21 protein-coding genes are annotated in these 23,261 nt (G+C 56.7%); 19 read left to right on the top strand and 2 right to left on the bottom strand.

The window, feature by feature from the left end:
* Window positions 1-45: 45 nt before the first annotated feature.
* A complete protein-coding gene (gene galE, locus LZP73_RS02500; RefSeq protein WP_234232889.1) occupies window positions 46-1,059 on the bottom strand; it encodes a UDP-glucose 4-epimerase GalE in 1,014 nt (337 codons plus the stop codon).
* A complete protein-coding gene (gene galU, locus LZP73_RS02495) occupies window positions 1,059-1,967 on the bottom strand; it encodes a UTP--glucose-1-phosphate uridylyltransferase GalU (RefSeq protein ID WP_234232888.1) in 909 nt (302 codons plus the stop codon). Before galU ends, galE begins: the two co-directional genes overlap by 1 nt.
* A 321-nt stretch (window positions 1,968-2,288) precedes the next feature.
* On the opposite strand from galU, the gene phhA reads away from it, so the two are divergent.
* The 19 genes from phhA (at window position 2,289) to LZP73_RS02400 (ending at window position 23,201) form a co-directional block, all read left to right on the top strand.
* The gene (phhA, locus tag LZP73_RS02490) at window positions 2,289-3,086 is read left to right on the top strand and encodes a phenylalanine 4-monooxygenase (protein ID WP_234233321.1); all 798 of its coding nucleotides are present in this window, start codon (window positions 2,289-2,291) and stop codon (window positions 3,084-3,086) included.
* 61 nt (window positions 3,087-3,147) lie between these two features.
* The gene (locus LZP73_RS02485) at window positions 3,148-3,486 is read left to right on the top strand and encodes a 4a-hydroxytetrahydrobiopterin dehydratase (protein ID WP_169563208.1); all 339 of its coding nucleotides are present in this window, start codon (window positions 3,148-3,150) and stop codon (window positions 3,484-3,486) included.
* Window positions 3,487-3,730: 244 nt separating this feature from the next.
* Window positions 3,731-5,269 (top strand): transcriptional regulator TyrR, encoded by a 1,539-nt coding sequence (gene tyrR / locus LZP73_RS02480; protein ID WP_234232887.1) that lies wholly within the window; start codon window positions 3,731-3,733, stop codon window positions 5,267-5,269.
* 282 nt (window positions 5,270-5,551) lie between these two features.
* Complete coding sequence (locus LZP73_RS02475) at window positions 5,552-6,538, top strand: fumarylacetoacetate hydrolase family protein (RefSeq protein ID WP_169563206.1); 987 nt, start codon at window positions 5,552-5,554, stop codon at window positions 6,536-6,538.
* Window positions 6,539-6,609: 71 nt separating this feature from the next.
* Entirely contained in the window at window positions 6,610-7,263 is a 654-nt protein-coding gene (gene maiA / locus LZP73_RS02470) for a maleylacetoacetate isomerase (RefSeq protein ID WP_234233320.1), read from the top strand.
* Between the two features lie 196 nt (window positions 7,264-7,459).
* Window positions 7,460-8,116, top strand: a complete 657-nt coding sequence (locus LZP73_RS02465; protein WP_234232886.1) for a nucleotidyltransferase family protein — start codon at window positions 7,460-7,462, stop codon at window positions 8,114-8,116.
* A gap of 162 nt (window positions 8,117-8,278) precedes the next feature.
* Window positions 8,279-8,929, top strand: a complete 651-nt coding sequence (gene ompW / locus LZP73_RS02460) for an outer membrane protein OmpW (protein ID WP_234232885.1) — start codon at window positions 8,279-8,281, stop codon at window positions 8,927-8,929.
* A 143-nt stretch (window positions 8,930-9,072) separates the two neighbouring features.
* Window positions 9,073-9,534: a YbaY family lipoprotein gene (locus LZP73_RS02455; protein WP_234232884.1), complete on the top strand. Its 462-nt coding sequence runs from the start codon at window positions 9,073-9,075 to the stop codon at window positions 9,532-9,534.
* Window positions 9,535-9,629: 95 nt separating this feature from the next.
* Complete coding sequence (metA, locus tag LZP73_RS02450; RefSeq protein WP_234232883.1) at window positions 9,630-10,577, top strand: homoserine O-acetyltransferase MetA; 948 nt, start codon at window positions 9,630-9,632, stop codon at window positions 10,575-10,577.
* Between the two features lie 408 nt (window positions 10,578-10,985).
* Complete coding sequence (locus LZP73_RS02445) at window positions 10,986-12,176, top strand: thiolase family protein (protein WP_234232882.1); 1,191 nt, start codon at window positions 10,986-10,988, stop codon at window positions 12,174-12,176.
* 100 nt (window positions 12,177-12,276) lie between these two features.
* Complete coding sequence (locus tag LZP73_RS02440) at window positions 12,277-13,770, top strand: CoA-acylating methylmalonate-semialdehyde dehydrogenase (RefSeq protein ID WP_234232881.1); 1,494 nt, start codon at window positions 12,277-12,279, stop codon at window positions 13,768-13,770.
* Window positions 13,771-13,945: 175 nt separating this feature from the next.
* Window positions 13,946-15,103 (top strand): acyl-CoA dehydrogenase family protein, encoded by a 1,158-nt coding sequence (locus LZP73_RS02435; RefSeq protein ID WP_234232880.1) that lies wholly within the window; start codon window positions 13,946-13,948, stop codon window positions 15,101-15,103.
* A 57-nt stretch (window positions 15,104-15,160) separates the two neighbouring features.
* Window positions 15,161-15,934: an enoyl-CoA hydratase gene (locus tag LZP73_RS02430; RefSeq protein WP_234232879.1), complete on the top strand. Its 774-nt coding sequence runs from the start codon at window positions 15,161-15,163 to the stop codon at window positions 15,932-15,934.
* Complete coding sequence (locus tag LZP73_RS02425) at window positions 15,919-17,040, top strand: enoyl-CoA hydratase/isomerase family protein (protein ID WP_234232878.1); 1,122 nt, start codon at window positions 15,919-15,921, stop codon at window positions 17,038-17,040. The genes LZP73_RS02430 and LZP73_RS02425 overlap by 16 nt, the downstream gene beginning before the upstream one ends.
* 50 nt (window positions 17,041-17,090) lie before the next feature.
* The gene (gene mmsB, locus LZP73_RS02420) at window positions 17,091-17,990 is read left to right on the top strand and encodes a 3-hydroxyisobutyrate dehydrogenase (protein WP_234232877.1); all 900 of its coding nucleotides are present in this window, start codon (window positions 17,091-17,093) and stop codon (window positions 17,988-17,990) included.
* 22 nt (window positions 17,991-18,012) lie between these two features.
* Window positions 18,013-18,771: an SDR family oxidoreductase gene (locus LZP73_RS02415; RefSeq protein WP_234232876.1), complete on the top strand. Its 759-nt coding sequence runs from the start codon at window positions 18,013-18,015 to the stop codon at window positions 18,769-18,771.
* A 261-nt stretch (window positions 18,772-19,032) separates the two neighbouring features.
* A complete protein-coding gene (locus tag LZP73_RS02410) occupies window positions 19,033-19,257 on the top strand; it encodes a hypothetical protein (RefSeq protein WP_234232875.1) in 225 nt (74 codons plus the stop codon).
* Window positions 19,258-19,299: 42 nt separating this feature from the next.
* Complete coding sequence (locus LZP73_RS02405; RefSeq protein WP_234232874.1) at window positions 19,300-21,360, top strand: S9 family peptidase; 2,061 nt, start codon at window positions 19,300-19,302, stop codon at window positions 21,358-21,360.
* Window positions 21,361-21,608: 248 nt separating this feature from the next.
* Window positions 21,609-23,201 carry an ABC-F family ATPase gene (locus LZP73_RS02400; protein ID WP_234232873.1) on the top strand — a complete coding sequence of 531 codons (1,593 nt, stop codon included), beginning with the start codon at window positions 21,609-21,611 and terminating at the stop codon, window positions 23,199-23,201.
* The last annotated feature ends 60 nt before the right edge of the window (window positions 23,202-23,261 follow it).

Raw genomic sequence — 23,261 nt, 5'->3', positions numbered from 1 at the left:
TTGGCGCCAGGCCGCCAGATATTTGGCTGCCGGCGCCGGCATGAGTTAGTGTTTGTAACCATTGGGGTTTGACGATTGCCAGTGCCAACTGCTGCTGACCATGTCTTCCAGGCTATGGCTCGCCTGCCAATGCAAGTCCTCTCTGGCGAGGGTAGGATCCGCGTAGCAGGCGGCGATATCACCGGGACGGCGCTCGACTATCTTGTAGTTTATTGGCTTGCCACAGACCTTCTCGAAGGCCCGGAGCATCTCCAGTACGCTGTAACCCTGACCTGTTCCCAGATTGTAAGTCACGAGTCCTGGGTTGCCGGCGAGTTTAGCCAAGGCCTTCAGATGGCCCTGGGCCAAGTCGACCACATGAATATAGTCCCTGACTCCTGTGCCGTCTGGGGTCGGATAATCGCCGCCGAACACGCTGAGCAGTTCGCGCTTGCCTATCGCCACCTGGGCGATGAAGGGCATCAGATTGTTGGGGATATCGTTGGGATCTTCGCCAATCAGACCACTGGCGTGAGCCCCGACCGGGTTGAAATAACGCAGGCAGGCAATATTCCAGCTGGCATCGGTCCTGGCCAAATCCGCCAGTATCTGCTCGACCATCAGCTTGGAGCGACCATAGGGATTGGTGGCGCCGGTCGGGAAATCCTCCGTGATGGGCAAGCTGGCGGGATCGCCATAAACGGTCGCCGAAGAACTGAATACCAGCTTCTTGACCCCGAATTCGGCCATCACCTGACATAGCTCCAGAGTGCCTGTGACATTATTCTCGTAATACTTGAGCGGCTTGGCGACGGATTCGCCGACGGCTTTCAAGCCGGCAAAGTGAATGACGGCTTCTATCTGATTGTCGCGAAAGACTTTCTGTAACAGGGCCTTGTTGAGTATGTCACCCTGGTAGAAAATCGGGCTCTTGCCGGTTATCTGCTCCACCCGCGCCAGGGCTTCGACACAGGAATTGGACAGATTGTCCAGCACTATGACCTCATGGCCCGCGTTCAGCAGCTCGACCAGAGTATGACTGCCGATATAACCTGCGCCACCGGTAACTAAAACACCCATTATTTCAATCCTTTGACTAGTTCTTTAAGGTAAATCCCAAGCTCTTCGCCTATCTCTTGATGACGCAGTGCATGTTCTATATTGGCTCTCATGTAGCCCTGCTTATTGCCGCAGTCATGACTCTTGCCCTGCATATAGTAGGCGTTGACCTGTTCCTGTTCCATCAGCATGGCGATGGCATCCGTCAGTTGGATCTCATCGCCGGCACCGGCAGGGGTCTTGGCCAGCAGGGGCCAGATGCTGGCCGGCAGCACATAGCGGCCGACGACGGCCAGGTTCGACGGCGCTTCGTCGATCGCCGGCTTCTCGACCAGCTCGACCAGAGGTTCGGACTCGCCGGGCTTGAGATCATGGCCATTGACATCGGCTATGCCGTATTGGTCTACCAGCTGATGGGGCACGCCTTCGACCATGATTTGGCCGACATTGGTGTCGTTGAAGCGTTGCACCATGGAAGCTAGGTTATCCCATTGCAGATCGCAGCTGGCTTCATCTATCAATACGTCCGGCAGCAGCACGGCGAAGGGGGCATCGCCCACTACCGAGCGGGCACAGAGGATGGCGTGCCCCAGGCCCTTGGCCTGTGATTGACGTACGCTGATGATGGTCACATCTTTAGGGCAGATAGACTGCACCGCATCCAGCAGCTGGCGCTTGACCCTGCGCTCCAGTTGGGCCTCGAGCTCGAAGCTGGTGTCGAAATGGTTTTCGATGGAATTCTTACTGGCGTGGGTTACCAGCACTATTTCCTTGATCCCGGCGGCGATGGCTTCGCTGACCACGTATTGGATCAAAGGCTTATCCACCACGGGCAGCATCTCCTTGGGGATGGCCTTGGTGGCGGGCAACATGCGGGTCCCCAGACCGGCAACCGGAATGACGGCTTTGCGTATGTTATCTTGTTTCATTCTTTCCCTTAAGGCTTAACCCCGAATGTGAATGGCGGTTATTGTAAAGGAGCTGGGCTGAAAAGCCATTTCCAAAGGTTAAATTTTAGCGATTCGGACAAGATTTTTCGCCTGGGCAACAAGCCTGAGATCTTCCTCTGTCAACAAATGCCGCCACTGTTGCTGCTCGGCAAACGCCCATGCCTCTGGCTGTTGGCGTGCATGTCAGTATTAGTTTACGTTTGTCGTCGCTTTACGAACCGACAATATCGGCAGGGGGAGTTAACAAAAATCTAACCTTGGAACACTATGAGGGCATTGCAGTAGAGCGAAGTGAATATGATGAATAAAGGTACTCCTTACCTGGCGCGGCAGGCCGACGCCACAGGCTTTATCCACTATCCCCAGGAAGAACATGACATCTGGGGTCAATTATATGCGCGTCAGGCAGTCAATTTACCGGGACGCGCCTGTGATGAATATATTCAGGGGCTGGACGCCCTGGCCATGCCAACCGACAGGATCCCGCAGCTGGCCGAGATAGATAGAGTGTTGCTGGAAACCACAGGTTGGAAGACGGCGGCCGTGCCGGCACTGATCTCCTTCGGGCGTTTCTTCGAATTGTTGGCCAACAAAGAGTTTCCCGTGGCGACCTTCATTCGCCGCAAGGAAGAATTCGATTACCTGCAGGAGCCGGATATTTTCCATGAGATATTCGGCCACTGTCCTTTGCTGACTAATCCGGCTTTCGCCAATTTTTCCCATATGTACGGTAAATTGGGCCTGGCCGCCAGCAAGGAAGAAAGGGTATTCCTGGCGCGTCTCTATTGGTTCACCATAGAATTTGGTCTGGTGCAGGCCAAGAATGAACCTCTGCGTATCTATGGTGGCGGTATCCTGAGCTCGCCTGGGGAAACCTTGTACGCCCTGAGCGATGTGCCCGAGCGTAAGCCGTTTGAGCTTATCGATGTGCTGCGTACCCCTTATCGAATCGATATAATGCAGCCGATTTACTATGTCATAGAGCACATAGATTTCCTCGATGAGATCGCCAGGATGGACATCATGGCGGCGGTGCAAGAAGCACGTAAACTTGGGCTGTTTGCCCCCAAGTTTGAGCCTAAATCCAAGGCCAGCTAACGATCAGAACAATCAGATAGGCTATTGGCCGAAGCGAACAATAAAGACAGTAGGAGTTGTGATGACAGTATTATCCGAGATGAAATGTGAAGCCTGCCAGGCGGATGCCCCCAAGGTCACAGATCAGGAATTGGCCGAGTTGGTGCGCATGATCCCCGACTGGGGAGTGGAAGTGCGTGACGGCATAATGCAGCTCGAACGTGTATACAAGTTCAAGAATTTCAAACTCGCCATGGCTTTCACCAATAAACTGGCGGATCTGGCGGAAGCCGAGTTTCACCATCCCGGGATCCTGACCGAATGGGGCAAGGTGACAGTGACTTGGTGGTCTCATTCCATCAAGGGGCTGCATAAGAACGATTTCATCATGGCCGCCAAGACAGACCAGTTGCTCGATTAACATATTTCAGATATTGATCAGTGTCTTACATCATGTTTGGCACTGATATTATTCCCTTGTTACAAATCTGCTGTAAACATCACTTGCCACATTTGAGATAACCTTCTAACGTATAGGCGCATTTTCATCGGCCGCTGTCAGCCCTACGAGCTGTACTCTTAAATGCCACTATGGCCGTTCATAGTGAGAGAACTCGGCGTGTTTATCCCATAAATCGAATCTAAAAACAGGGAACATCAGCATTATGCGCTTGGAAGTTAGTTGTCAGGATCGTGTTGGATTGGCGAAAGATATCTTGGTGGTGCTGGAGCGCTACCATATCAATCTGATCGCCATAGATGCGAGCAACCAGGGATTCTTGTACTTGCAATTTGCCGAGATCGGCTTCAATACCTTGAGTGAATTGATGCCGCAGATACGCAAGGTGGAGAGCGTCCACGATGTGCGTACCGTGTCTTTCATGCCCTCGGAGCAGGAACATTACGCCCTCAAGACCCTGCTCAAGACCTTGCCCGACTCGGTGTTTTCGATCGATACCAAGGGCAGGATCTGCATAGTCAACGAGTCCGCGCTGCTGACCCTGGGGATGGCCGAGCATGAGGTGTTGGACGAGTCCATCAACCATTGGGTGCAGGGCTTCAACTTCGGGCGTTGGTTGAGTGAATCCCAGGTGCTGGCCCAGGCGACCCGGGTCCAGATAGGCCCCAACGAATACCTGGCCGAGATGCTGCCCATCTATTTACCCGACGAGAATGACAAGACCATACTCGCAGGCGCCGTGGTGTCGCTCAAGTCGCCGGCCAGGGTAGGCAAGCAGTTCAATGCGTTGCAGAACCAGACCACAGGATTTGAGAACGTGCTGGCGGTCAGCGACAAGATGAAAGACGTGCTCAAGCAAGCCAGGCGCATGGCCCAGTTGGATGCCCCTCTGTTGATCACGGGTGAAACCGGCACGGGCAAGGAATTGATGGCCAGGGCCAGTCATGACGCCAGCATGCGCCGCGAACATCCCTTCATCGCCATCAACTGTGCCGCCTTGCCGGACAGCGCCGCCGAAGAGGAATTGTTCGGTTACGTCAGCAAGGGGGCCGTGGTTAAGCGTGGCTTCTTCGAAGAGGCCAAGGGCGGCACCATATTCCTGGATGAAATCGCCGAGATGTCCAAGGCGGCCCAGGTCAAGCTGTTGCGTTTGCTGCAGGATGGTACCTTCAGGCGCATAGGCGGCGACGAGGAAGTGCGTGCCGATGTGCGCATCATATGTTCGACCCAGAAGAATCTCGCCGAGCTATGCCAAACGGGGGAGTTTCGCGAAGATCTCTATTACCGCATCCATGTGCTCAGCTACCACATGCCGTCACTGCGCGAGCGCAAGGTCGACATCATTCCGCTGACCGAGATGTTCCTCGAGCATTACAGCCAGCAGCTGTCCAGCCCGATGCGGCGGATCTCGGCCCAATGCCGGGATCACTTGCTCAGCTATGCCTGGCCGGGCAATGTGCGCCAGCTGAAGAATGCGGTATTCAGGGCCGTGTCCATGTGGGATGGCTCGACGGAACTCACGGTCGAGCAGCTGAAACTGCCTTCCTATGCCGAAGGATTCGGTTATTTCGATAATCAGTTCGAGGGCAGCCTGGATGAGGCGATGAAACAATTCGAAGCCAGCCTGTTGCGCCGCCTGTACCCCGCCTATCCCAGCACACGTCAGCTGGCGAAGAAGCTCGGGGTGTCGCATACGGCCATCGCCAACAAGCTCAGGGAATATAAGATAAGTAAGCGCAAATAGGGCTGTAAATTGAATTTGCCACCGGAGCGTTGGCTTTTTGAACGGAACGGTGGCGCAAGCCCCCTATAAGTCGTCGAAAACCTGATGCGTAATTATAAGTTTACAAAAGCATGCCGTGCCCGAGTTAATGTGATTCGGGTCACGCTATAGGAATCTTGCCGGACATAGGGTATTCCTACGCCCAATAAGCCCAGGAATGCGTGCCCGGGTACCGGGAATAGAGGCGGGAGAAGGCTTGAATCGCAAGCCTGTCCGTCAAGCAGAATAAGCACAGGAGCAGATATGAAACTCGCAAGTTATGACAATGGCCGCCGTGATGGCCAGTTGATGTTGGTCAGCAAAGATTTGACCAAGGCTGTCGCAGTGCCGGCCATAGCCCACACGCTGCAGCAGTTGCTGGATGCCTGGGATCTGCTCAAGCCTCAGCTGCAGGAGCTGTACGAGGCGCTGAACGAAGGCAAGCTGGATAATGCCGTCGATTTCGATGAGGCCAAATGCCTGTCGCCCTTGCCACGCGCCTACCAGTGGGCCGATGGCAGCGCCTATGTCAACCATGTCGAGTTGGTTCGCAAGGCGCGCGGTGCCGAGATGCCGGAAACCTTCTGGACAGATCCACTCTTTTACCAGGGCGGCTCAGACAGTTTCATCGCTCCCAAGGCGGATATCGCCCTCGGCAGTGAAGATTGGGGCATAGATTTCGAGTCGGAAATTGCGGTGATCACCGATGATGTCCCCATGGGCGTCTCCCCAGAAGCCGCCGCAGAGCACATCAAGCTGTTGATGTTGGTCAACGACGTGTCGCTGCGTAACCTGATCCCGGGTGAACTGGCCAAGGGCTTCGGCTTCTTCCAGTCCAAACCTTCGAGCAGCTTCTCGCCTGTGGCCGTGACGCCGGACGAGCTGGGCGATCGCTGGCAGGACTCCAAGGTACACCTGCCGCTGATAACCCATTTGAACGGCAGTCTGTTCGGTCGCCCCAATGCCGGCGTCGACATGACCTTCAACTTCAGCCAGCTGGTGTCCCATGTCGCCAAGACGCGCCCCTTGGGCGCGGGTGCCATAGTCGGCTCAGGAACCATTTCCAATTATGATCGCAGCGCCGGCTCTAGCTGTCTGGCAGAGAAGCGCATGCTGGAAGTGATCGCCGAGGGTAAGGCCAGCACGCCGTTCATGCGCTTCGGCGACCGGGTGCGCATCGAAATGTTGGACGATAACAATCACAGCATCTTCGGTTCGATCGACCAGCAGGTCGTCGAATACAAAGGCTAACACCAACTTAAGTTGATACGACGGGGCTGATACCAGGTATTTGCCCCGTTTTTTATAAGGAGATGAAAATGCTGAAACTCTATGGTTACTGGCGCTCGAGTGCCGCTTATAGGGTGCGTATCGCCCTCAACCTCAAAGGACTGGAGGCCGAGCAAGTGTCCGTGCATCTGGTACGTGACGGCGGCGAGCAGCACAAGGCCGACTTCGCCAGCCTCAATCCCCAGCAGTTGGTGCCCACCCTGGTGGTGGGCGAGGGCACAGACACGCCTTTGGTCTTGTCCCAGTCCCTGGCCATCATAGAATATCTGGATGAAACCTATAATGATTGCCCTCTGTTGCCGGCAATGAGTGCCGAGCGCGCCAGAGTGCGGGCCATGGCGCTGGCGATCGCCTGTGAGATCCATCCACTGAACAACTTGCGGGTGTTGCAATACCTGACGGGGCCCATGGGGTTGGATGAGGCGGCCAAGAACAGCTGGTATCAACATTGGATCCATGAAGGCTTCGGTGCCTTCGAAGCGTTGCTCGAGCAACATGCGGGAGAGTATTGCTTCGGTGACAGCATCACCCTGGCCGATGTCTGCCTGGTGCCCCAGGTGTATAATGCCCAGCGTTTCAATGTCGACCTGAGTGCCTACCCCAACATAATGCGGATCTGGACAAATTGTAATAAGCTGCCGGCCTTCAGCCAGGCGGCGCCGGAGCTGCAGCCAGACGCAGTCTGAGTGGCTCCTCCCTTCATGGGAGGCGTCTTTGAGCTTGGATAGCCGCAGTCGCGGCTCTTTTTTTTTTGCGGCCACGGCGGCATGCGCAGTGGCAAACACAGCGGCAGGCGGGCATAGCCACTTCTGTATGCCTATTCTGCATGCCTATTCTGTATGCTTATGATGGACATGAATTATGTTAGACGCAGGGAGACATATGCCTATGACTATACATAGGCAAGAGGGGCAAGAGAGGCAAGAGGGGCATGCTTTCGAACCCGAAGCCAGGTTGCTGCATTGGCTCGGCCGGGACGAGGCGCGCCTGCTGGCACTCATGGCCGCGAGGCAATTGGCCTCGGAGGAGAGGCTGACTGACTGGCTGCTGGCGGCGGGCTTTGTGCGGGACCTGGTGTGGGATAACTTACATGGCTATCCGGCTTCGAGCCTCAACGACATAGACTTCATCTACTTCTGTGCGAAAGACACTTCCCGCGAGCGTGATGCCAGGCTGGAGGCGCGCCTGCGGCTGCTGGCGCCCGAATATCCCTGGTCGGTGAAGAACCAGGCCAGGATGCACCTGAGAAATGCCGACCGGCCTTATCGCTCGACCGAAGATGCCATGGGCTTCTGGCCCGAGCAGGAAACCGCCGTCGGGGTGGCGCTGAGGGAAGACATGGCGATTCCCCTCAAGGAAGCGGGCAGCACCGCACTCGACCCAGCGCAGGTGAGACTGGTCAGCGTCTTCGGCTGGCATGGCTTGTTTTCACTGCAACTGACAGCCAATGCCCGGCGGGACAGGACTGTGTTCGAACAACGCCTGCAGGCCAAAGCCTGGCTGACGCGTTATCCGCAACTCAGACTTGCACCGACTTAGCCTGTGATCCAGATCCCAAGTCGTTCGCTTTACCCACACATTTAGTCCGGCTACTGATTTAGATCAAGAAAACCCCTCAGGGGATCTGACATTCTGCCTCCAGACAAATTAATACATAACAATAAGCTAGCTCATAGTTCTGAGTTTATGCTACTGGAGATCATGATGAATAAAACCTTAACTTCCTGCCTCATTGCCAGCGCCTTACTCTGCTCCGGCATCTCTGCTTCCGCCTTTGCCCATCAGGCCGGCGATATCATAGTCCGTGCCGGTGCCGCCATGGTGGCGCCCAATGAGTCGAGTGAGGATGTTGCCGGTCTGGGTGAATTTTCCGTGAGTAACGACACTCAGTTGGGATTGAATTTTGCCTACATGCTGACGGATAACCTTGGCCTGGAGTTATTGGCGGCAACGCCGTTCAGCCACGATGTCTCCCTGGCAGGTCTGGGTAAAATCGCCGACACCAAGCAGTTGCCACCGACTCTGGTCGCTCAGTACTACTTCGGTACGGCGCAGTCGGCATTGCGCCCCTACATAGGTCTGGGGGTGAATTACACCAACTTCTTCGACAATGATTTCACCGATGAAGCCAAGGCCTTGGGCCTGAGCGACTTGAGCATGAGCAACTCCTGGGGCCTGGCCGGACAGCTTGGGTTGGACTATAAGATCGACAAGAATTGGCTGGTCAATGCCTCGGTCTGGTATGCCAAGATAGACACAGAGGTCAAATTCAACCTGGGTGATCAGGCCGTTAAGATAGACACAGACGTGGATCCCTGGGTGTATATGCTGAGCGTTGGTTATACTTTCTAACCTCAGTCATTCAGTGAAAAGGAGCCATGGGCTCCTTTTTTGTTGCCTCATGTTTGATGCCTCATGTTTGATGCTTGCGCTGGATGAAGAAAAGTATGGTTAAGACGTGTAGACATCTGGAAGTCTTTGGGTATGATGGGGGAATGAAGATGAGTTTCAGCCATAGACATATACATAGACATGGCCTAGTGTCGGCGGTCTTGGTGATACTGGCCTGTATGGGGGGACTGCCGGCTTGTACGCCCGCAGATAAACATGAAATCCTGGAGGCCAGTGACGCCACTGAGATCATTTCCGGACAGATCTGGTTTAGTGAACGCATCGCCTTGCCTGCGGCGGCCGAGTTGAGCATAGAAGTGAAAGACGTGTCCAAGATGGATGTACCGGCACAGATACTGGCGAGCGTGACCATGTCGGAGCTAGCCACGCCGACCCGGTTCGAGTTTGTCCTGCCGAGGACGGCCTTTATCGCCGGACATACCTATGCCGTCGGGGCCAAAATCATGTTGAATGACAAGTTGCTGTTCATCAATACCCAGGCCTATAGCCTGGATCCGAATGCGCTTGTCCCCTTGTCCGTCATGTTGGATAAGGTCGGTTCCTAGACTGCCGGGCCGCGGTCCAGACGCCGAACTAGTGAATCGCACAGACGGCTCCCGGGGGAGCCGTCCTTAGATAAACCCAGAGAAAGAGGCGTCATATGCCGGTCAGAATTCCAGACAACCTGCCTGCCGCAGAAGTGCTAGAGTCGGAAAATATTTTTGTGATGTCCGAAACCCGGGCCGCAAATCAAGATATCAGGCCCATGAGGGTGCTGATCCTCAATCTTATGCCCAATAAGATAGAGACAGAGACCCAACTACTGCGTCTGCTGGGGAATACGCCACTGCAGGTGGGGGTGGACTTGCTGCGGATCCACGATAAGGCATCCAGGCACACCTCGATAGATCATATGAATAATTTCTACCGTGACTTCGAGGAGGTGCGCCACAACAATTATGACGGCCTCATCATCACGGGCGCCCCCCTCGGGCAGGTGGAATTTGAAGATGTAAGTTATTGGGACCATATCCGCGAGATCATCGACTGGTCGCAGCGGCATGTCACCTCTGTGTTGTTTCTCTGCTGGGCGGCCCACGCCGGCCTGTTTCATCTCTATGGCCTGAACCGTACCTTGCTCGAGAAGAAGCGTTCCGGGGTCTATAACCATAAGCGCACCTCTGAGCATTTTCCCTTGCTGCGGGGCTTCGATGATGAGTTCTTCGCGCCGCACTCGCGCTTTGCCGAGATGAGCCTGGCGCAGTTGCGGCAACACCCGGATCTGCAGGTCTTGGCCGAGTCGGATCAAGCCGGCGCCTATCTGGTGTTGAGCAAGAACAACCGCAACCTGTTCGTCATGGGGCACCCCGAGTACCATAAATCGACCCTGAACGACGAATATCACAGGGATCTGGCCGCCGGACTGGCGCCGCAGATCCCGCAGAATTATTACCCCGGGGACGATGCCGCCAAACCGCCGGTGGCACGTTGGCATAGTCATGGCAGCCTGCTGATCAGCAACTGGCTCAACTACTATGTGTATCAGCTCACCCCCTACGACTTGAGCGACATGACAGCCATCACCCCCTGGGAAAGCAAGCATTCCTAGCCGATAGCGCCAGCCCTTGCCTCTGCCCTGGCCTGCAACCCGTCATGTTGCAGGCCAGGGCAGCACACTTCTTTCCCTGTTGCATCCCGGATAATGCCGCCTCTGTACGCCACGCCGGACAGCTGACTCGTGCTCGCTTGCGTGCCAATGGCTTGTCGCAGCAGCCAAATTTCCCCCGAGCCGGACGCATGGCCCAGGTACCCGTCCCTGTCTTAAGGCATGGGCGCAGGGGGCCCTATCCGGGTGTAAATTCTGAGTGACAAAAGATTCCTGGCCGAATTGGCCGATTAGACCAAGGACTACTTGCTTTACGTTCGCGTAAACGTCAGAGTGAGGTAAGTTAGCTTTATTATGAATTCCAGGACACCCTGAATTTGGGCCTGGAGGCAAACACTGAGTGGAGTTGTTATGAGTACACAGGCGTTGAGTCAAGATATTGTTATTGTTGCCGCCAAGCGCACCCCCATGGGTGGCTTTCAGGGCGCATTGGCCGGAGTCACTTCACCGGCACTGGCCGCCACCGCCATCAAAGGGCTGCTGGCGCAAACGGGTCTGGCGGGTGAGCAGGTCGACGAAGTCTTGATGGGTTGCGTCCTGCCCGCAGGTTTAGGCCAGGCTCCGGCGCGCCAGGCGGCACTCGGTGGCGGCTTGCCTTTGTCGGTCGGCGCCAGCACAGTCAACAAGGTCTGTGGCTCGGGCATGAAGACCGTGATGTTGGCCCACGATGTGATCAAGGCCGGCAGCAGTGAGATAGTGATCGCTGGCGGCATGGAGAACATGAGCCAGGCGCCTTATCTGCTGGATAAGGCCCGTGGCGGCATGCGCATGGGGCATGGCAAGGTCATGGACCACATGTTCCTCGACGGCCTGGAAGATGCCTACACGGGCGGCGCCATGGGTACTTTCGCCCAGAAGACCGCCGATGATTTCGGCATTAGCCGCGAACAGATGGATGCCTTCGCCCTGAGTTCGCTGGAAAAAGCCAACGCCGCCATCCAATCCGGCGCCTTCAGGGAAGAGATAGTGCCTGTCACCGTCAGCGATCGCCGCGGCGAAGTCACAATAGATACCGACGAGCAACCCGGCAATGCCCGTCCGGAGAAGATCCCCGGCTTGCGCCCGGCATTCGCTAAAGACGGCACCATCACGGCCGCCAACTCGAGCTCGATTTCCGATGGTGCAGCCGCCTTGCTGCTGATGACCCGCGCCAAGGCCGACAGTTTGGGGCTGGAAGTGTTGGCCACCATCAAGGGCCACAGCACCCATGCCCAGGAGCCGTCGATGTTTACCACGGCCCCAGTGGGCGCCATAGGCAAGCTGCTGAGCAAGCTAGATTGGAGCAAGGATGATGTGGATCTGTACGAGATCAATGAAGCCTTCGCCATGGTGACCATGCTGGCCCAGTCAGAATTGGGTCTGGACATGGCCAAGATCAACGTCAACGGCGGTGCCTGTGCCCTGGGTCATCCCATAGGCTGCTCGGGTGCCCGTCTGTTGGTGACCCTGATCCATGCCCTCAAGGCCCGTGGCCTGAAACGCGGCGTGGCCTCGTTATGCATAGGCGGCGGTGAAGCCACGGCCATGGCCATAGAGGTCTAACAACGCGTTAAGTTCAAACAAGACTCTGTATCAGGCCGGCGAGCCACCAGAGCATAATAAAGGCGCCGCCGGCTCATCACTCTCAGTAAAGGGAAGCAAGATGACTACACAAGTAAAGCACTACATAAACGGTGAGTTCGTCGTCGGTAACGGCAGTCAGCAAATCGCCGTGACCAACCCGGCCAACAACGAAACCATAGCCCTGATCAACTGCGCCACCGCAGACGAAGTGCATAGCGCCATCGCCAGTGCCAAGACGGCCTTCAAGAGCTGGAAAGAAGTGCCTGTGTCCGAGCGCGCGCGGGTCATGTTGCGCTACCAACATTTGCTGAAAGAACATCACGACGAACTGGCGACCATCTTGTCCCAGGAAACCGGCAAGACCTTCGAAGATGCCAAGGGCGATGTCTGGCGCGGCATAGAAGTGGCCGAGCATGCCTGTAACGTGGCTTCGCTCTTGATGGGTGAAACCGTCGAGAACGTCGCCCGTTCCATAGATACCTACAGCTACACCCAACCTCTGGGTGTCTGTGCCGGTATTACGCCCTTCAACTTTCCGGCGATGATCCCCCTGTGGATGTTCCCCCTGGCCATCGCCTGCGGTAACACCTTCATCCTCAAGCCATCCGAGCAAGATCCCATGACGCCCCAGCGTCTGGTGGAGCTGTTCGAACAGGCGGGTGCCCCCAAGGGCGTATTGCAATTGGTGCATGGCGACAAGACGGCGGTGGATATTCTGCTGCGGGATCCCGCCATCAAGGCCATTTCCTTCGTCGGCTCGGTCGGCGTAGGTCAGTACATCTACAAGACGGGCACAGACAACCTCAAGCGGGTACAGGCCTTCGCCGGTGCCAAGAACCATTGTGTCATCATGCCGGATGCCAACAAGCAGCAAGTGATCAATAACCTGGTGGGGGCCTCGGTCGGTGCCGCCGGTCAGCGCTGCATGGCGCTTTCGGTCGCAGTCTTTGTCGGTGCCGCCAAAGAATGGCTGCCCGAGCTCAAGGAAGCCCTGGCCAAGGTGCGCCCCGGTCTGTGGAACGATCCACAAGCGGGTTATGGTCCTGTGATCAGTCCGGCGGCCAAACAGAGAGTGCTGAAACTGATACAGCAAGGCAAGGATGAAGGCGCCGACTGTCTGCTCGATGGCAGCGACTTCAGTCTCGAAGGCCATGAGTCGGGCAATTGGATAGGTCCAACCCTGTTCGACAAGGTCACCACGGACATGAGCATCTACAAGGAAGAGATCTTCGGCCCTGTGCTCTGCTGTATGGAAGCCGAGACGCTGGAAGAGGCCATAGAGCTGGTCAACAACAGCCCCTACGGCAACGGTACCTCTATCTTCACCGCCAGCGGCGCCGCGGCACGCAAATACCAGCATGAGATAGAAGTAGGTCAGGTCGGTATCAACGTGCCTATCCCTGTGCCTCTGCCTTTCTTCTCCTTCACAGGTTGGAAGGGCAGCTTCTACGGCGATCAACACGCCTATGGCAAACAGGCGGTGCGTTTCTACACTGAGACCAAGACCATCACGGCCCGTTGGTTCGAGTCGGACATAGGCACGGGTCCCAACATGAGTATCCACCTCAAGTAAGAATCGCCTATTCTCTATCTAGGAGCCTGAATCACCTCAGGCTCCTGCTGTTTTGGCCCTGGATGGAGAACTGAGCCTCAGACAAATCGGCGGTCAGACCAAGCGTCATGCTGCGCGGGTGATAGCCGCCGTACTAGAGTGACCCGAGAGTCACAGCAAGCATAAGGAGTCACAGATGGATTTTAATTTTAATGAAGATCAGCGTCAGTTCGCCGAACTGGCGCGCCAGTTTGCCGCCGATGAGTTGGCCCCCTTCGCCGCCAAGTGGGACGAGGAACATTATTTCCCCAAAGAGGTGATCCACAAGGCGGGTGAGCTGGGATTCTGCTCCCTCTATTCCCCCGAATCCGAAGGCGGCATGAACTTGTCCCGCCTGGATTCCTCCATCATCTTCGAAGAGCTCGCCAAGGGCTGCACGGCCACCACGGCCATGCTGACCATACATAACATGGCCACCTGGATGATCACCAGCTTCGGTTCCGAGGTTCTGCGCCGCGACTGGTCCGAAGCCTTGACCACAGGCCAGAAGCTGGCCTCCTATTGCCTGACCGAGCCGGGGGCGGGTAGCGATGCCGCGGCACTGCAGACCAAGGCGGTACGGGATGGCGATGATTATCTGATCTCAGGCTCCAAAGTCTTCATCTCGGGCGCGGGAGCCACCGAAATGCTGGTGGTCATGTGCCGCACCGGCGGTGCCGGTGCCAAGGGGATTTCTGCTATCGCGGTGCCGGCGGACAGTGCCGGCATCACCTACGGCAAGGCCGAAGACAAGATGGGTTGGAATGCCCAGCCGACCCGGCAGATCAGTTTCGATCAGGTGCGGGTGCCGGCAGCCTACCTGCTGGGCGAAGAAGGCCAGGGCTTCACCTTCGCCATGAAGGGCCTCGACGGTGGCCGGATCAATATCGCGACTTGCTCCGTCGGCACAGCGCAGGCGGCGCTGGAGCGGGCGACGCAATATATGAATGAACGGCAACAGTTTGGCAAACCCCTGGCGGCGTTTCAGGCGCTACAATTTAAGTTAGCAGATATGGCGACTGAATTGGTGGCGGCGCGTCAGCTGGTACGTCTGGCGGCCTTCAAGCTGGACAGTGGCGATCCCGAGGCGACGGCCTATTGCGCCATGGCGAAGCGCTTCGCCACCGACATAGGTTTCCAGGTCTGTGACGCAGCACTGCAGATCCACGGTGGTTATGGCTACATCCGCGAATACCCGCTGGAGCGCCACTTCCGTGATGTGCGTGTGCATCAGATCCTCGAGGGCACCAATGAAATCATGCGCCTCATCATCGCCCGTCGTCTGTTGGATGACAATGCGGGCCAGATACTCTAAAGAATCTATTAACGTGAGTTTCTATGATTTTTTAACCGAATAAGCAAGGAGCCGTATATGTCATTCATCAACGAACGTATCGAAGGTCATACCGCGATATTGACCATAAACAACCCGCCGGCCAATACCTGGACCGCAGACAGTCTGCGCGAACTGCTGGCTAAAGTGGTTAAGCTCAACAGCAACAAGGAAATTTACGCCCTGGTGCTCACTGGGGAAGGTGAGAAGTTTTTCTCCGCCGGCGCCGATCTCAACGAGTTCGCCGACGGTGACAAGCACCATGCCGAACTCATGGCCGAGCATTTCGGTCAGGCATTCGAGGCCCTGAGTGGTTTTCGCGGCGTATCTATTGCCGCCATCAATGGTTATGCCATGGGCGGCGGTCTGGAAGTGGCCATGGCCTGCGATCTGCGCATCGCCGAAAGCCATGCTGTGATGGCGCTGCCCGAAGCCAGCGTCGGCCTGTTGCCCTGCGCCGGTGGCACCCAGAACCTGACCGCCCTGGTTGGCGAGGGCTGGGCGAAACGCATGATACTCTGTGGTGAACGTTTGGATGCCGCCAAGGCGCTGCAGCTGGGGCTGGTGGAAGAAGTGGTGCCTCAGGGCGAGTCGCTCAACGCCGCCATCACCCTGGCCGCCAAGGTCGCCAAGCAGAGCCCGAGCAGCGTCAAGGTCTGTAAACAACTGATCCAGGCGGGGCGCAACATGCCACGCAATCAAGCCTTGCCACTGGAGCGGGTACGTTTCGTCGGGCTGTTCCATACCGAAGATCAGGCCGAAGGCGTACAAGCCTTCCTGGAAAAACGTCCACCACAATGGAAGAACCGCTGATGACCCAGGATGTCTTGTTTACCAGCTTGGCGACCATGTCGGGCAAACGCATAGGCCGGGTAACGCTCAACTTGGAGAAGGCGCTCAACGCACTGAATCTGGAGATGGTGCATGCCATGACCGAGCAGCTGCTGGCCTGGCAGCAGGATGACAGCATAGCCTGCATCATGCTCGATGGCAGTGGCACCAAGGCGTTCTGCGCCGGTGGCGATGTGCGCGCCTTATACCAGGCCGCCAAAGACACCCCTGGCGTTGTCACGCCCCAGGCCTGTGAGTTCTTCACCTCTGAATATCGGCTGGATTACCTGCTGCACACCTATGGCAAGCCGGTATTGGTATGGGGCGCCGGCATCGTCATGGGCGGTGGTCTGGGACTGATGGCCGGCGCCAGCCATAGAGTGGTGACCGACACGTCGCGCATCGCCATGCCTGAGGTCACCATAGGTCTGTACCCGGATGTGGGCGGCAGCTATTTTCTCAACCGCATGCCGGGTAAGACAGGGTTGTTCCTGGGGCTGACGGCTTATAACCTGGATGCCGCCGACGCCCTGTATGTGGGGCTGGGCAATCATCATCTGGGCAGCGATGCCAAACAGGCACTGCTCGATGCCATGTCCGGCGTCGGCTGGGATGACAATCAACAGCTCAATCACACTAAGCTGAGTGCGCTGCTCGAGGGGTTGAGTCAGCCCGTGGGTGACAGTCGCCTGCAGCGCCACCAGGCCCAGATAGATGAACTGATGAGCGGTGATCTCGTCACCATAGTGCAGCGCATGACGGAGCTGGAGACGGATGTCTCCTGGTTGATGAAGGCCAGGGCCGGGTTGCTGGCCGGCAGTCCCATCAGTCTGCATCTGATGGCGGCGCAGGCGCGTTTGGGCACTGAGCTGAGCCTGGCACAGGTGTTTCGTTGGGAGCTGGGGGTGAGTGTCAACACCTGCGCCAAGGGAGATTTCAGTGAGGGCGTCAGGGCGCTGCTGATCGACAAGGACAGGACGCCTAAATGGCATTACGCCAGTGTGGCGGCGGTGCCGGCCGAGCTGATAGCCGAACTGCAGCAGTCCCCCTGGGACGACAACCAGCATCCACTCAAGGCATTGGGTTAATTTACAAGCTAAGGTCACAAGGGTGGCCGAACAGGGATTAGGAGCGTGACATGTCAAGAATAGCATTCATAGGCCTGGGGCATATGGGCGGGCCGATGGCGGCTAACCTGCTGAAGGCCGGCCATCAAGTTACAGTATTCGACCTGGTTCCCGCCGCGATGCAGTCGCTGGCGGCCCAGGGTGCCGAGTTGGCCACCAGTGCCCAGCAGGCGGCAGAAAATGTCGAGGTGGTGATCACCATGCTGCCCGCAGGCAAACATGTGCGCGGCCTCTACCTCGGCGGTGAGCAGCCTGGCCTGCTCGAGGTCGTCGCCAAGGATACCTTGCTCATAGATAGTTCAACCATAGATGCCAACAGCGCGCAGCTGGTGGCCGCACAGGCCGCCGCCAAGGGGCTGGAATTTGTCGATGCGCCTGTGTCCGGCGGTACGGCAGGCGCCGCCGCCGGCACCCTGACCTTCATCTGTGGTGGCTCGGATGCCGGCTTCGCCCGGGCCGAGCCTGTGCTAGCCGCCATGGGGGCCAACATCTTCCACGCCGGCGCCGCCGGGGCCGGGCAGGTAGCCAAGATCTGCAACAACATGCTCTTGTCCGTGCTCATGATAGGCACGTCGGAAGCGCTGCAGATGGGGCTGGACCATGGCCTGGATCCCAAGGTGTTGTCGGACATAATGAAGGTCAGCAGTGGCGGCAACTGGACCCTGGAAAAATACAACCCTTGTCCAGGAGTGATGGAAAATGTGCCTTCATCCAAGGGCTATGAGGGCGGTTTTATGGTAGATTTGATGGTCAAAGATCTCGGACTGTCCCAAGAAGCGGCGCTCTTGTCCAATTCCAGCACCCCCATGGGCGCATTGGCGCGCAGCTTGTACGTCAATCATGCCCGTCAGGGCAATGGGGCCCGTGACTTCTCCAGTATTTTCGAACAGTTTGCGAAAATTAAAAAATAACACATTAAAGAAGGATAACCCGATGGAGCTGAAAGGTAAGGTGGTCGTTATCACAGGTGGTGCAGGTGGTCTTGGCCTGGCGATGGCACACAATTTTGCCGCCGCAGGGGCTAAGCTGGCGCTTATCGATATGGATCAGGAAAAGCTGGAGCGTGCCTGTGCCGAACTGGGTGATACCACAGAAGTTCAGGGTTATGCCCTGGACATCACAGATGAAGAAGATGTGGTGGCAGGCTTTGCTTATATCCGTGAAGACTTCGGCCAGATCAATGTGCTGGTCAATAACGCCGGGATCTTGCGTGACGGCTTGATGGTCAAGGCCAAAGAGGGCAAGGTCACAGAGCGCATGTCCTACGAGCAATTCCAGTCGGTGATCAATGTCAATCTCACCGGCACCTTCCTCTGTGGTCGTGAAGCGGCGGCGGCCATGATAGAAACCGGCCAGAGCGGTGTGATAGTCAACATCTCCAGCCTGGCGCGTTCGGGTAACATGGGCCAGTCAAACTACGCCGCCTCCAAGGCGGGAGTGGCGGCGATGTCCGTAGGCTGGGCCAAGGAACTGGCGCGTTACAATATCCGCAGCGCCGCAGTGGCACCCGGAGTCATAGCCACAGAGATGACGGCGGCGATGAAGCCCGAAGCGCTGGAGCGTCTGGAGAAAATGGTGCCTGTCGGCCGCTTGGGCCAGCCAGAAGAAATAGCCTCTACCGTGCGTTTCATCATAGAGAACGACTATGTCAACGGTCGGGTGTTTGAAGTCGACGGCGGCATCCGCCTCTGACGACCAGTGCGGGCTCGAATGTGGTAATTGGCCGGGCTTAGCCCGGCCAATTTTTTGCCCTATCTGCAGCTCAATCAGTGGGCTGCAGATAGGGCGGTTGACTTTCATCTCGATGCGCTGAACAATTCTGGTTTAAGATAGGTTAAAAAGCCCGCCGGCTTGAAGCCGGCGTCTTGTGAATCTGGAGCATGGGAACTGAGAGTTGAGCACCGAGAAGAGAGCGCTTTGAGCACCGAGAGTACTGACGCCTGGGGTAGACTTATGTCTTGGCTGGAAAAATGGACTAAACGCATGATGCTGTCGGTAGGAATACTGGGAGTGGTCATCATATACAGTGGTTTTATTTACTTGCTCTTGAGCGGGCGTTCGGTAGCCGTGTTGCCTTGGTATCTGCTGTTATCGCCCTGGGTATGCATTTTCTTTGGTTTAGACCATGCCAGACAATTCAGGGTCATCACCTGGTTTGTCAGACGCTTTAAGCATTAGTCGGGCTCAGCGCCTTGTTGTTAGCCCACAGCGGAGTACAGAATGACACACCCCTTCGGCGGCATAGCGCTTAGCCTGACATTTTTCTTGCTGTTGAACGCCTGTAGCCCAGAGGGCGAGTCAGGGCGTGCGCCGAACGGCAACCAAGATGCCAGGATAGTCGCGCCTTACGGCAGCTGGGCTTCGCCTCTGGGGGCGGCCGACGTCTACGAGCAGAGCGATAACATAGCCGAATTGCAGAGCGTCGGCGGTGCCATCTGTTTTGCCGAGTCCGAAGGAACCAGTGGCGGCCGGGTGGGCATCAAGCGCCTCGAACCCGATGGCAGTGTGAGCCAAAGCATTCCGGCCGCATTCAATGTCGGCACCAAGGTGCATGAATATGGCGGGGCGGCATTTCTCGGCATAGGCCAGAGTCTGTTCGTCACCAAGAAAGAGGATCAGCTCTTCTATCGCTTCGCCCCCAACCAGCCCGAATTGGCGCTGACGCCCAACGGCACTCGCCATGCCGACTGTATCTCCTACCCCAAAGGGTCAAGGATCATCTGTGTGCGTGAGGATCATCGCGGCGCAGGCGAGGCCAAGGCCAGTCTGGTGACCATTAACCTGAATTTCCCCGGTGAAGGCGATACCCTGGTCAGCGGCCACGATTTTATTGCCGCGCCGACCCTGTCACAGGACAACAGCCAGCTGGCATGGCTGACCTGGGAGCATCCCGACATGCCCTGGGACAATACTGTGCTCTGGCTGGGCCAGCTGGATCGCAAGGGACAATTGCAAAATGTCCATCAGGTGTTCAAGGGCAAACGGGGGGCGCTGACTCAGCCGCTGTTCAGTCCGGATGGGACCCTCTATGTGGTGGCCGATTTTAACAACTGGTGGAACATCTACCGTATAGCCGCCGACGGCGCGGCGGAGAATATTCTGCCCAGAAAGGCCGAGTTTGCCGTGCCCGACTGGCGCCTGGGGCATCACAATTATGCCTTCGAGAGCCCTGGGGTGTTGATCGCCAGCTTCACCCGCCAGGGGGAAGCATTTCTGGCCAGGATCCATCTGGATACCGGAGTGGTCGAGCAATTGGCCGCCGATTTTGCCGAGATATCCCAGGTGATCAGCGGCGAGGATGCCGTCTACTTCGTGGGGGCCAAGACCACCCCGGAAAGGGGCATTTACAAGGTCACAGGCCGCGGGGTCGAACTCATGTATGCGCCTCAATTGCCCAGGCTCAAGCCTGAGTATGTCTCTAAGGCCAGGGCTATCACCTTTGCCACCGCAGGCAACAAATCGGCCTATGGTTATTTCTACGCCCCGGTAAATCCGCATTTTATCGGCCCACACGATTCGCGTCCGCCGCTGCTGGTCATGCTGCATGGCGGCCCGACCGCCAAGGCCAGCCTGGCCTATCGCAGCGACATCCAATTCTGGACCAGCAGGGGCTTTGCGGTACTGGATGTCAACTATCGCGGCAGCAGTGGCTTCGGCCGCAAGTTCCGCCAGAGTCTCTACGGTCTCTGGGGTAAGGCGGATGTTGAAGATGCCGTCTATGGTGCCCGTTACCTGGTTGACAGAGGCTGGGTCGATGGCGATAAGTTAGCCATCAGGGGAAGCAGCGCCGGTGGCCTGACGGCCCTGTCGTCGCTGGCATTCTATGATGTGTTCAAGGCCGGAGTCAGCTATGGCGGGATCAGCGACATGACTGTGCTGGCCAAGGAGACCCATAAGTTTGAAAGCCATTACCTGGAGAAGCTGGTCGGCCCCTATCCCGAGGCCAAGGCCTTGTACCAGGCCAGATCGCCCCTGCATCACTTGCAGGGACTCGACGAGCCTCTGCTGTTGGTCCAGGGGCTGGATGACAAGGTGGTGCCCCCCAGCCAGTCCATGAGTATCTTCAATGCCTTGAAGCGTAAGGGCGTACCCACTGCCTTTGTCGGCTTCGAGGGCGATGGCAGTGGTTTCTGGCGAACCGAAGACAGAACCTCGGCCCTGGAAGCCGAGTTGTCCTTCTATGGCCAGGTCTTCGGTTTCAGACCAGCGGGTGAATTGCCCGGCTTGCAGTTGGAAAATGCCGGCGCCCTGAAACATAAGTTGGCGGTGGTCGAGCCCTAGCCCGGGTGTATGGTCCTGGCCGCCACGGAGGCGGGACGCCCCAGGCATGGCACCTGTGTGGCACATGGGCAGCGAGGGCCGATACCGCCGGCTAAACTGGGTCTGTTGCCGGCATTTGGGTTGATAATTCGGGTCAAAATGCTATAGTGCCTCGCTTAATTTTTCCCCTCGGCATGCGGCCGTTTGGTATATGTCAGTTTGGTATGTCTTCAGGCATAGGCCAACACAACTCGATTTGGAATTTCATTTTGATCACTACAGCTAATATCACCATGCAGTTTGGCTCCAAGCCACTGTTTGAAAATATCTCAGTCAAATTCGGCGGCGGCAACAGATACGGTCTGATCGGCGCCAACGGCTGTGGTAAGTCCACCTTCATGAAAATTCTGGCCGGTGATCTGGAGCCAAGCTCGGGTAATGTGTCACTGGACGTCAACGAACGCCTGGGTAAGCTGAGCCAGAATCAGTTCGGCTACGAAGAATTCAATGTCGTCGATACGGTGATCATGGGTCATGCCGAATTGTGGCAGGTCAAACAAGAGCGGGACCGCATCTATTCTCTGGCGGAAATGAGCGAAGAAGATGGTATCAAGGTCGCCGAGCTGGAGATGGAATTTGCCGAGATGGACGGTTATACCGCCGAGTCCCGTGCCGGTGAATTGCTGATGGGCGTGGGTATTCCGGTCGAACAACATTTTGGCCTGATGAGCGAAATCGCGCCCGGCTTCAAGTTGAGGGTGTTATTGGCCCAGGCCCTGTTCTCGGATCCCGATGTGTTGCTGCTCGACGAACCCACCAACAACCTGGACATAGACACCATACGTTGGTTGCAGGACATGCTGGCACAGCGCAGCTCCACCATGATCATCATTTCCCATGATAGGTACTTCCTCAACTCTGTCTGTACCCATATGGCCGACATGGACTATGGTGAACTGCGGGTCTACCCGGGCAACTATGACGAGTACATGATGGCGGCGACCCAGGCGCGTGAGCGCCTCATGTCGGACAATGCCAAGAAGAAAGTGCAGATCGCCGAGCTGCAGGGCTTCGTGGCGCGCTTCTCGGCCAACGCCTCCAAGGCCAAGCAGGCGACTTCCCGCGCCAAGCAGTTGGACAAGATCAAGCTGGAAGAAGTCAAGGCTTCCAGCCGGGTGAATCCTTTCATCCGCTTCGAGCAGGAAAAGAAATTGTTCCGTAACGCTCTGGTGGTAGAGGACTTGTCCAAAGGCTTCGACCATGCGTTATTCTCCAAACTGGATCTCATGGTGGAAGTGGGCGAGCGCATCGCCGTCCTGGGTGAGAACGGTATAGGTAAGACCACGTTGCTGCGGACTCTGGTACACGATCTGCCTCAGGATACGGGCACCATCCAATGGTCCGAAAATGCGGCCATAGGCTACTATGCCCAGGATCATGAGGCAGATTTTGCCAACGACATGACCTTATTCGAGTGGATGAGTCAATGGCGTAAACCCAATGACGACGATCAGACGGTGCGCGGCATACTTGGACGCATGCTGTTTGGCTCGGACGACATCAAGAAGTCTGTGACAGTCTTGTCCGGTGGTGAGAAGGGCCGCATGTATTTCGGTAAGCTCATAATGCAGAAGCCCAACATACTGCTGCTCGATGAGCCGACCAACCACATGGATATGGAGTCCATCGAGTCGCTCAACAACGCGCTGGAAATGTACGAAGGCACGCTGATTTTCGTCAGCCACGACAGGGCCTTCGTGTCCTCGCTGGCGACCCGTATCCTGGAGATCACCGCCGATGGCGTCAACGATTTCAAGGGCAGCTATGATGAATTCCTGCGCAGCAAGGGCATAGACGCCTAAGCCAATGCACGGCGAGAAAGCCCGGGCCTAGGTCCGGGCTTTTTTTTTGCGTGTTTGCAT

The sequence above is a fragment of the Shewanella sp. AS16 genome (genome assembly GCF_021412365.1).
Classification (GTDB): Bacteria; Pseudomonadota; Gammaproteobacteria; order Enterobacterales; family Shewanellaceae; genus Shewanella; species Shewanella salipaludis.
The sequence above is the reverse complement of the archived record's forward strand: the minus strand, read 5'-3'. Positions and strand labels throughout refer to the sequence as shown.

Excerpts from the sequence above, each read along its gene's own strand:
- LZP73_RS02485 (WP_169563208.1), top strand. The coding sequence starts at position 3,148 with ATGACAGTATTATCCGAGATGAAATGTGAAGCCTGCCAGGCGGATGCC.
- LZP73_RS02455 (WP_234232884.1), top strand. The coding sequence starts at position 9,073 with ATGAAGATGAGTTTCAGCCATAGACATATACATAGACATGGCCTAGTG.
- LZP73_RS02415 (WP_234232876.1), top strand. The coding sequence starts at position 18,013 with ATGGAGCTGAAAGGTAAGGTGGTCGTTATCACAGGTGGTGCAGGTGGT.
- LZP73_RS02445 (WP_234232882.1), top strand. The coding sequence starts at position 10,986 with ATGAGTACACAGGCGTTGAGTCAAGATATTGTTATTGTTGCCGCCAAG.
- metA (WP_234232883.1), top strand. The coding sequence starts at position 9,630 with ATGCCGGTCAGAATTCCAGACAACCTGCCTGCCGCAGAAGTGCTAGAG.
- LZP73_RS02410 (WP_234232875.1), top strand. The coding sequence starts at position 19,033 with ATGTCTTGGCTGGAAAAATGGACTAAACGCATGATGCTGTCGGTAGGA.
- LZP73_RS02435 (WP_234232880.1), top strand. The coding sequence starts at position 13,946 with ATGGATTTTAATTTTAATGAAGATCAGCGTCAGTTCGCCGAACTGGCG.
- ompW (WP_234232885.1), top strand. The coding sequence starts at position 8,279 with ATGATGAATAAAACCTTAACTTCCTGCCTCATTGCCAGCGCCTTACTC.
- phhA (WP_234233321.1), top strand. The coding sequence starts at position 2,289 with ATGAATAAAGGTACTCCTTACCTGGCGCGGCAGGCCGACGCCACAGGC.
- LZP73_RS02425 (WP_234232878.1), top strand. The coding sequence starts at position 15,919 with ATGGAAGAACCGCTGATGACCCAGGATGTCTTGTTTACCAGCTTGGCG.
- galE (WP_234232889.1), bottom strand. The coding sequence starts at position 1,059 with ATGGGTGTTTTAGTTACCGGTGGCGCAGGTTATATCGGCAGTCATACT.
- tyrR (WP_234232887.1), top strand. The coding sequence starts at position 3,731 with ATGCGCTTGGAAGTTAGTTGTCAGGATCGTGTTGGATTGGCGAAAGAT.
- LZP73_RS02430 (WP_234232879.1), top strand. The coding sequence starts at position 15,161 with ATGTCATTCATCAACGAACGTATCGAAGGTCATACCGCGATATTGACC.
- LZP73_RS02465 (WP_234232886.1), top strand. The coding sequence starts at position 7,460 with ATGCCTATGACTATACATAGGCAAGAGGGGCAAGAGAGGCAAGAGGGG.
- LZP73_RS02475 (WP_169563206.1), top strand. The coding sequence starts at position 5,552 with ATGAAACTCGCAAGTTATGACAATGGCCGCCGTGATGGCCAGTTGATG.
- LZP73_RS02405 (WP_234232874.1), top strand. The coding sequence starts at position 19,300 with ATGACACACCCCTTCGGCGGCATAGCGCTTAGCCTGACATTTTTCTTG.
- LZP73_RS02440 (WP_234232881.1), top strand. The coding sequence starts at position 12,277 with ATGACTACACAAGTAAAGCACTACATAAACGGTGAGTTCGTCGTCGGT.
- mmsB (WP_234232877.1), top strand. The coding sequence starts at position 17,091 with ATGTCAAGAATAGCATTCATAGGCCTGGGGCATATGGGCGGGCCGATG.
- galU (WP_234232888.1), bottom strand. The coding sequence starts at position 1,967 with ATGAAACAAGATAACATACGCAAAGCCGTCATTCCGGTTGCCGGTCTG.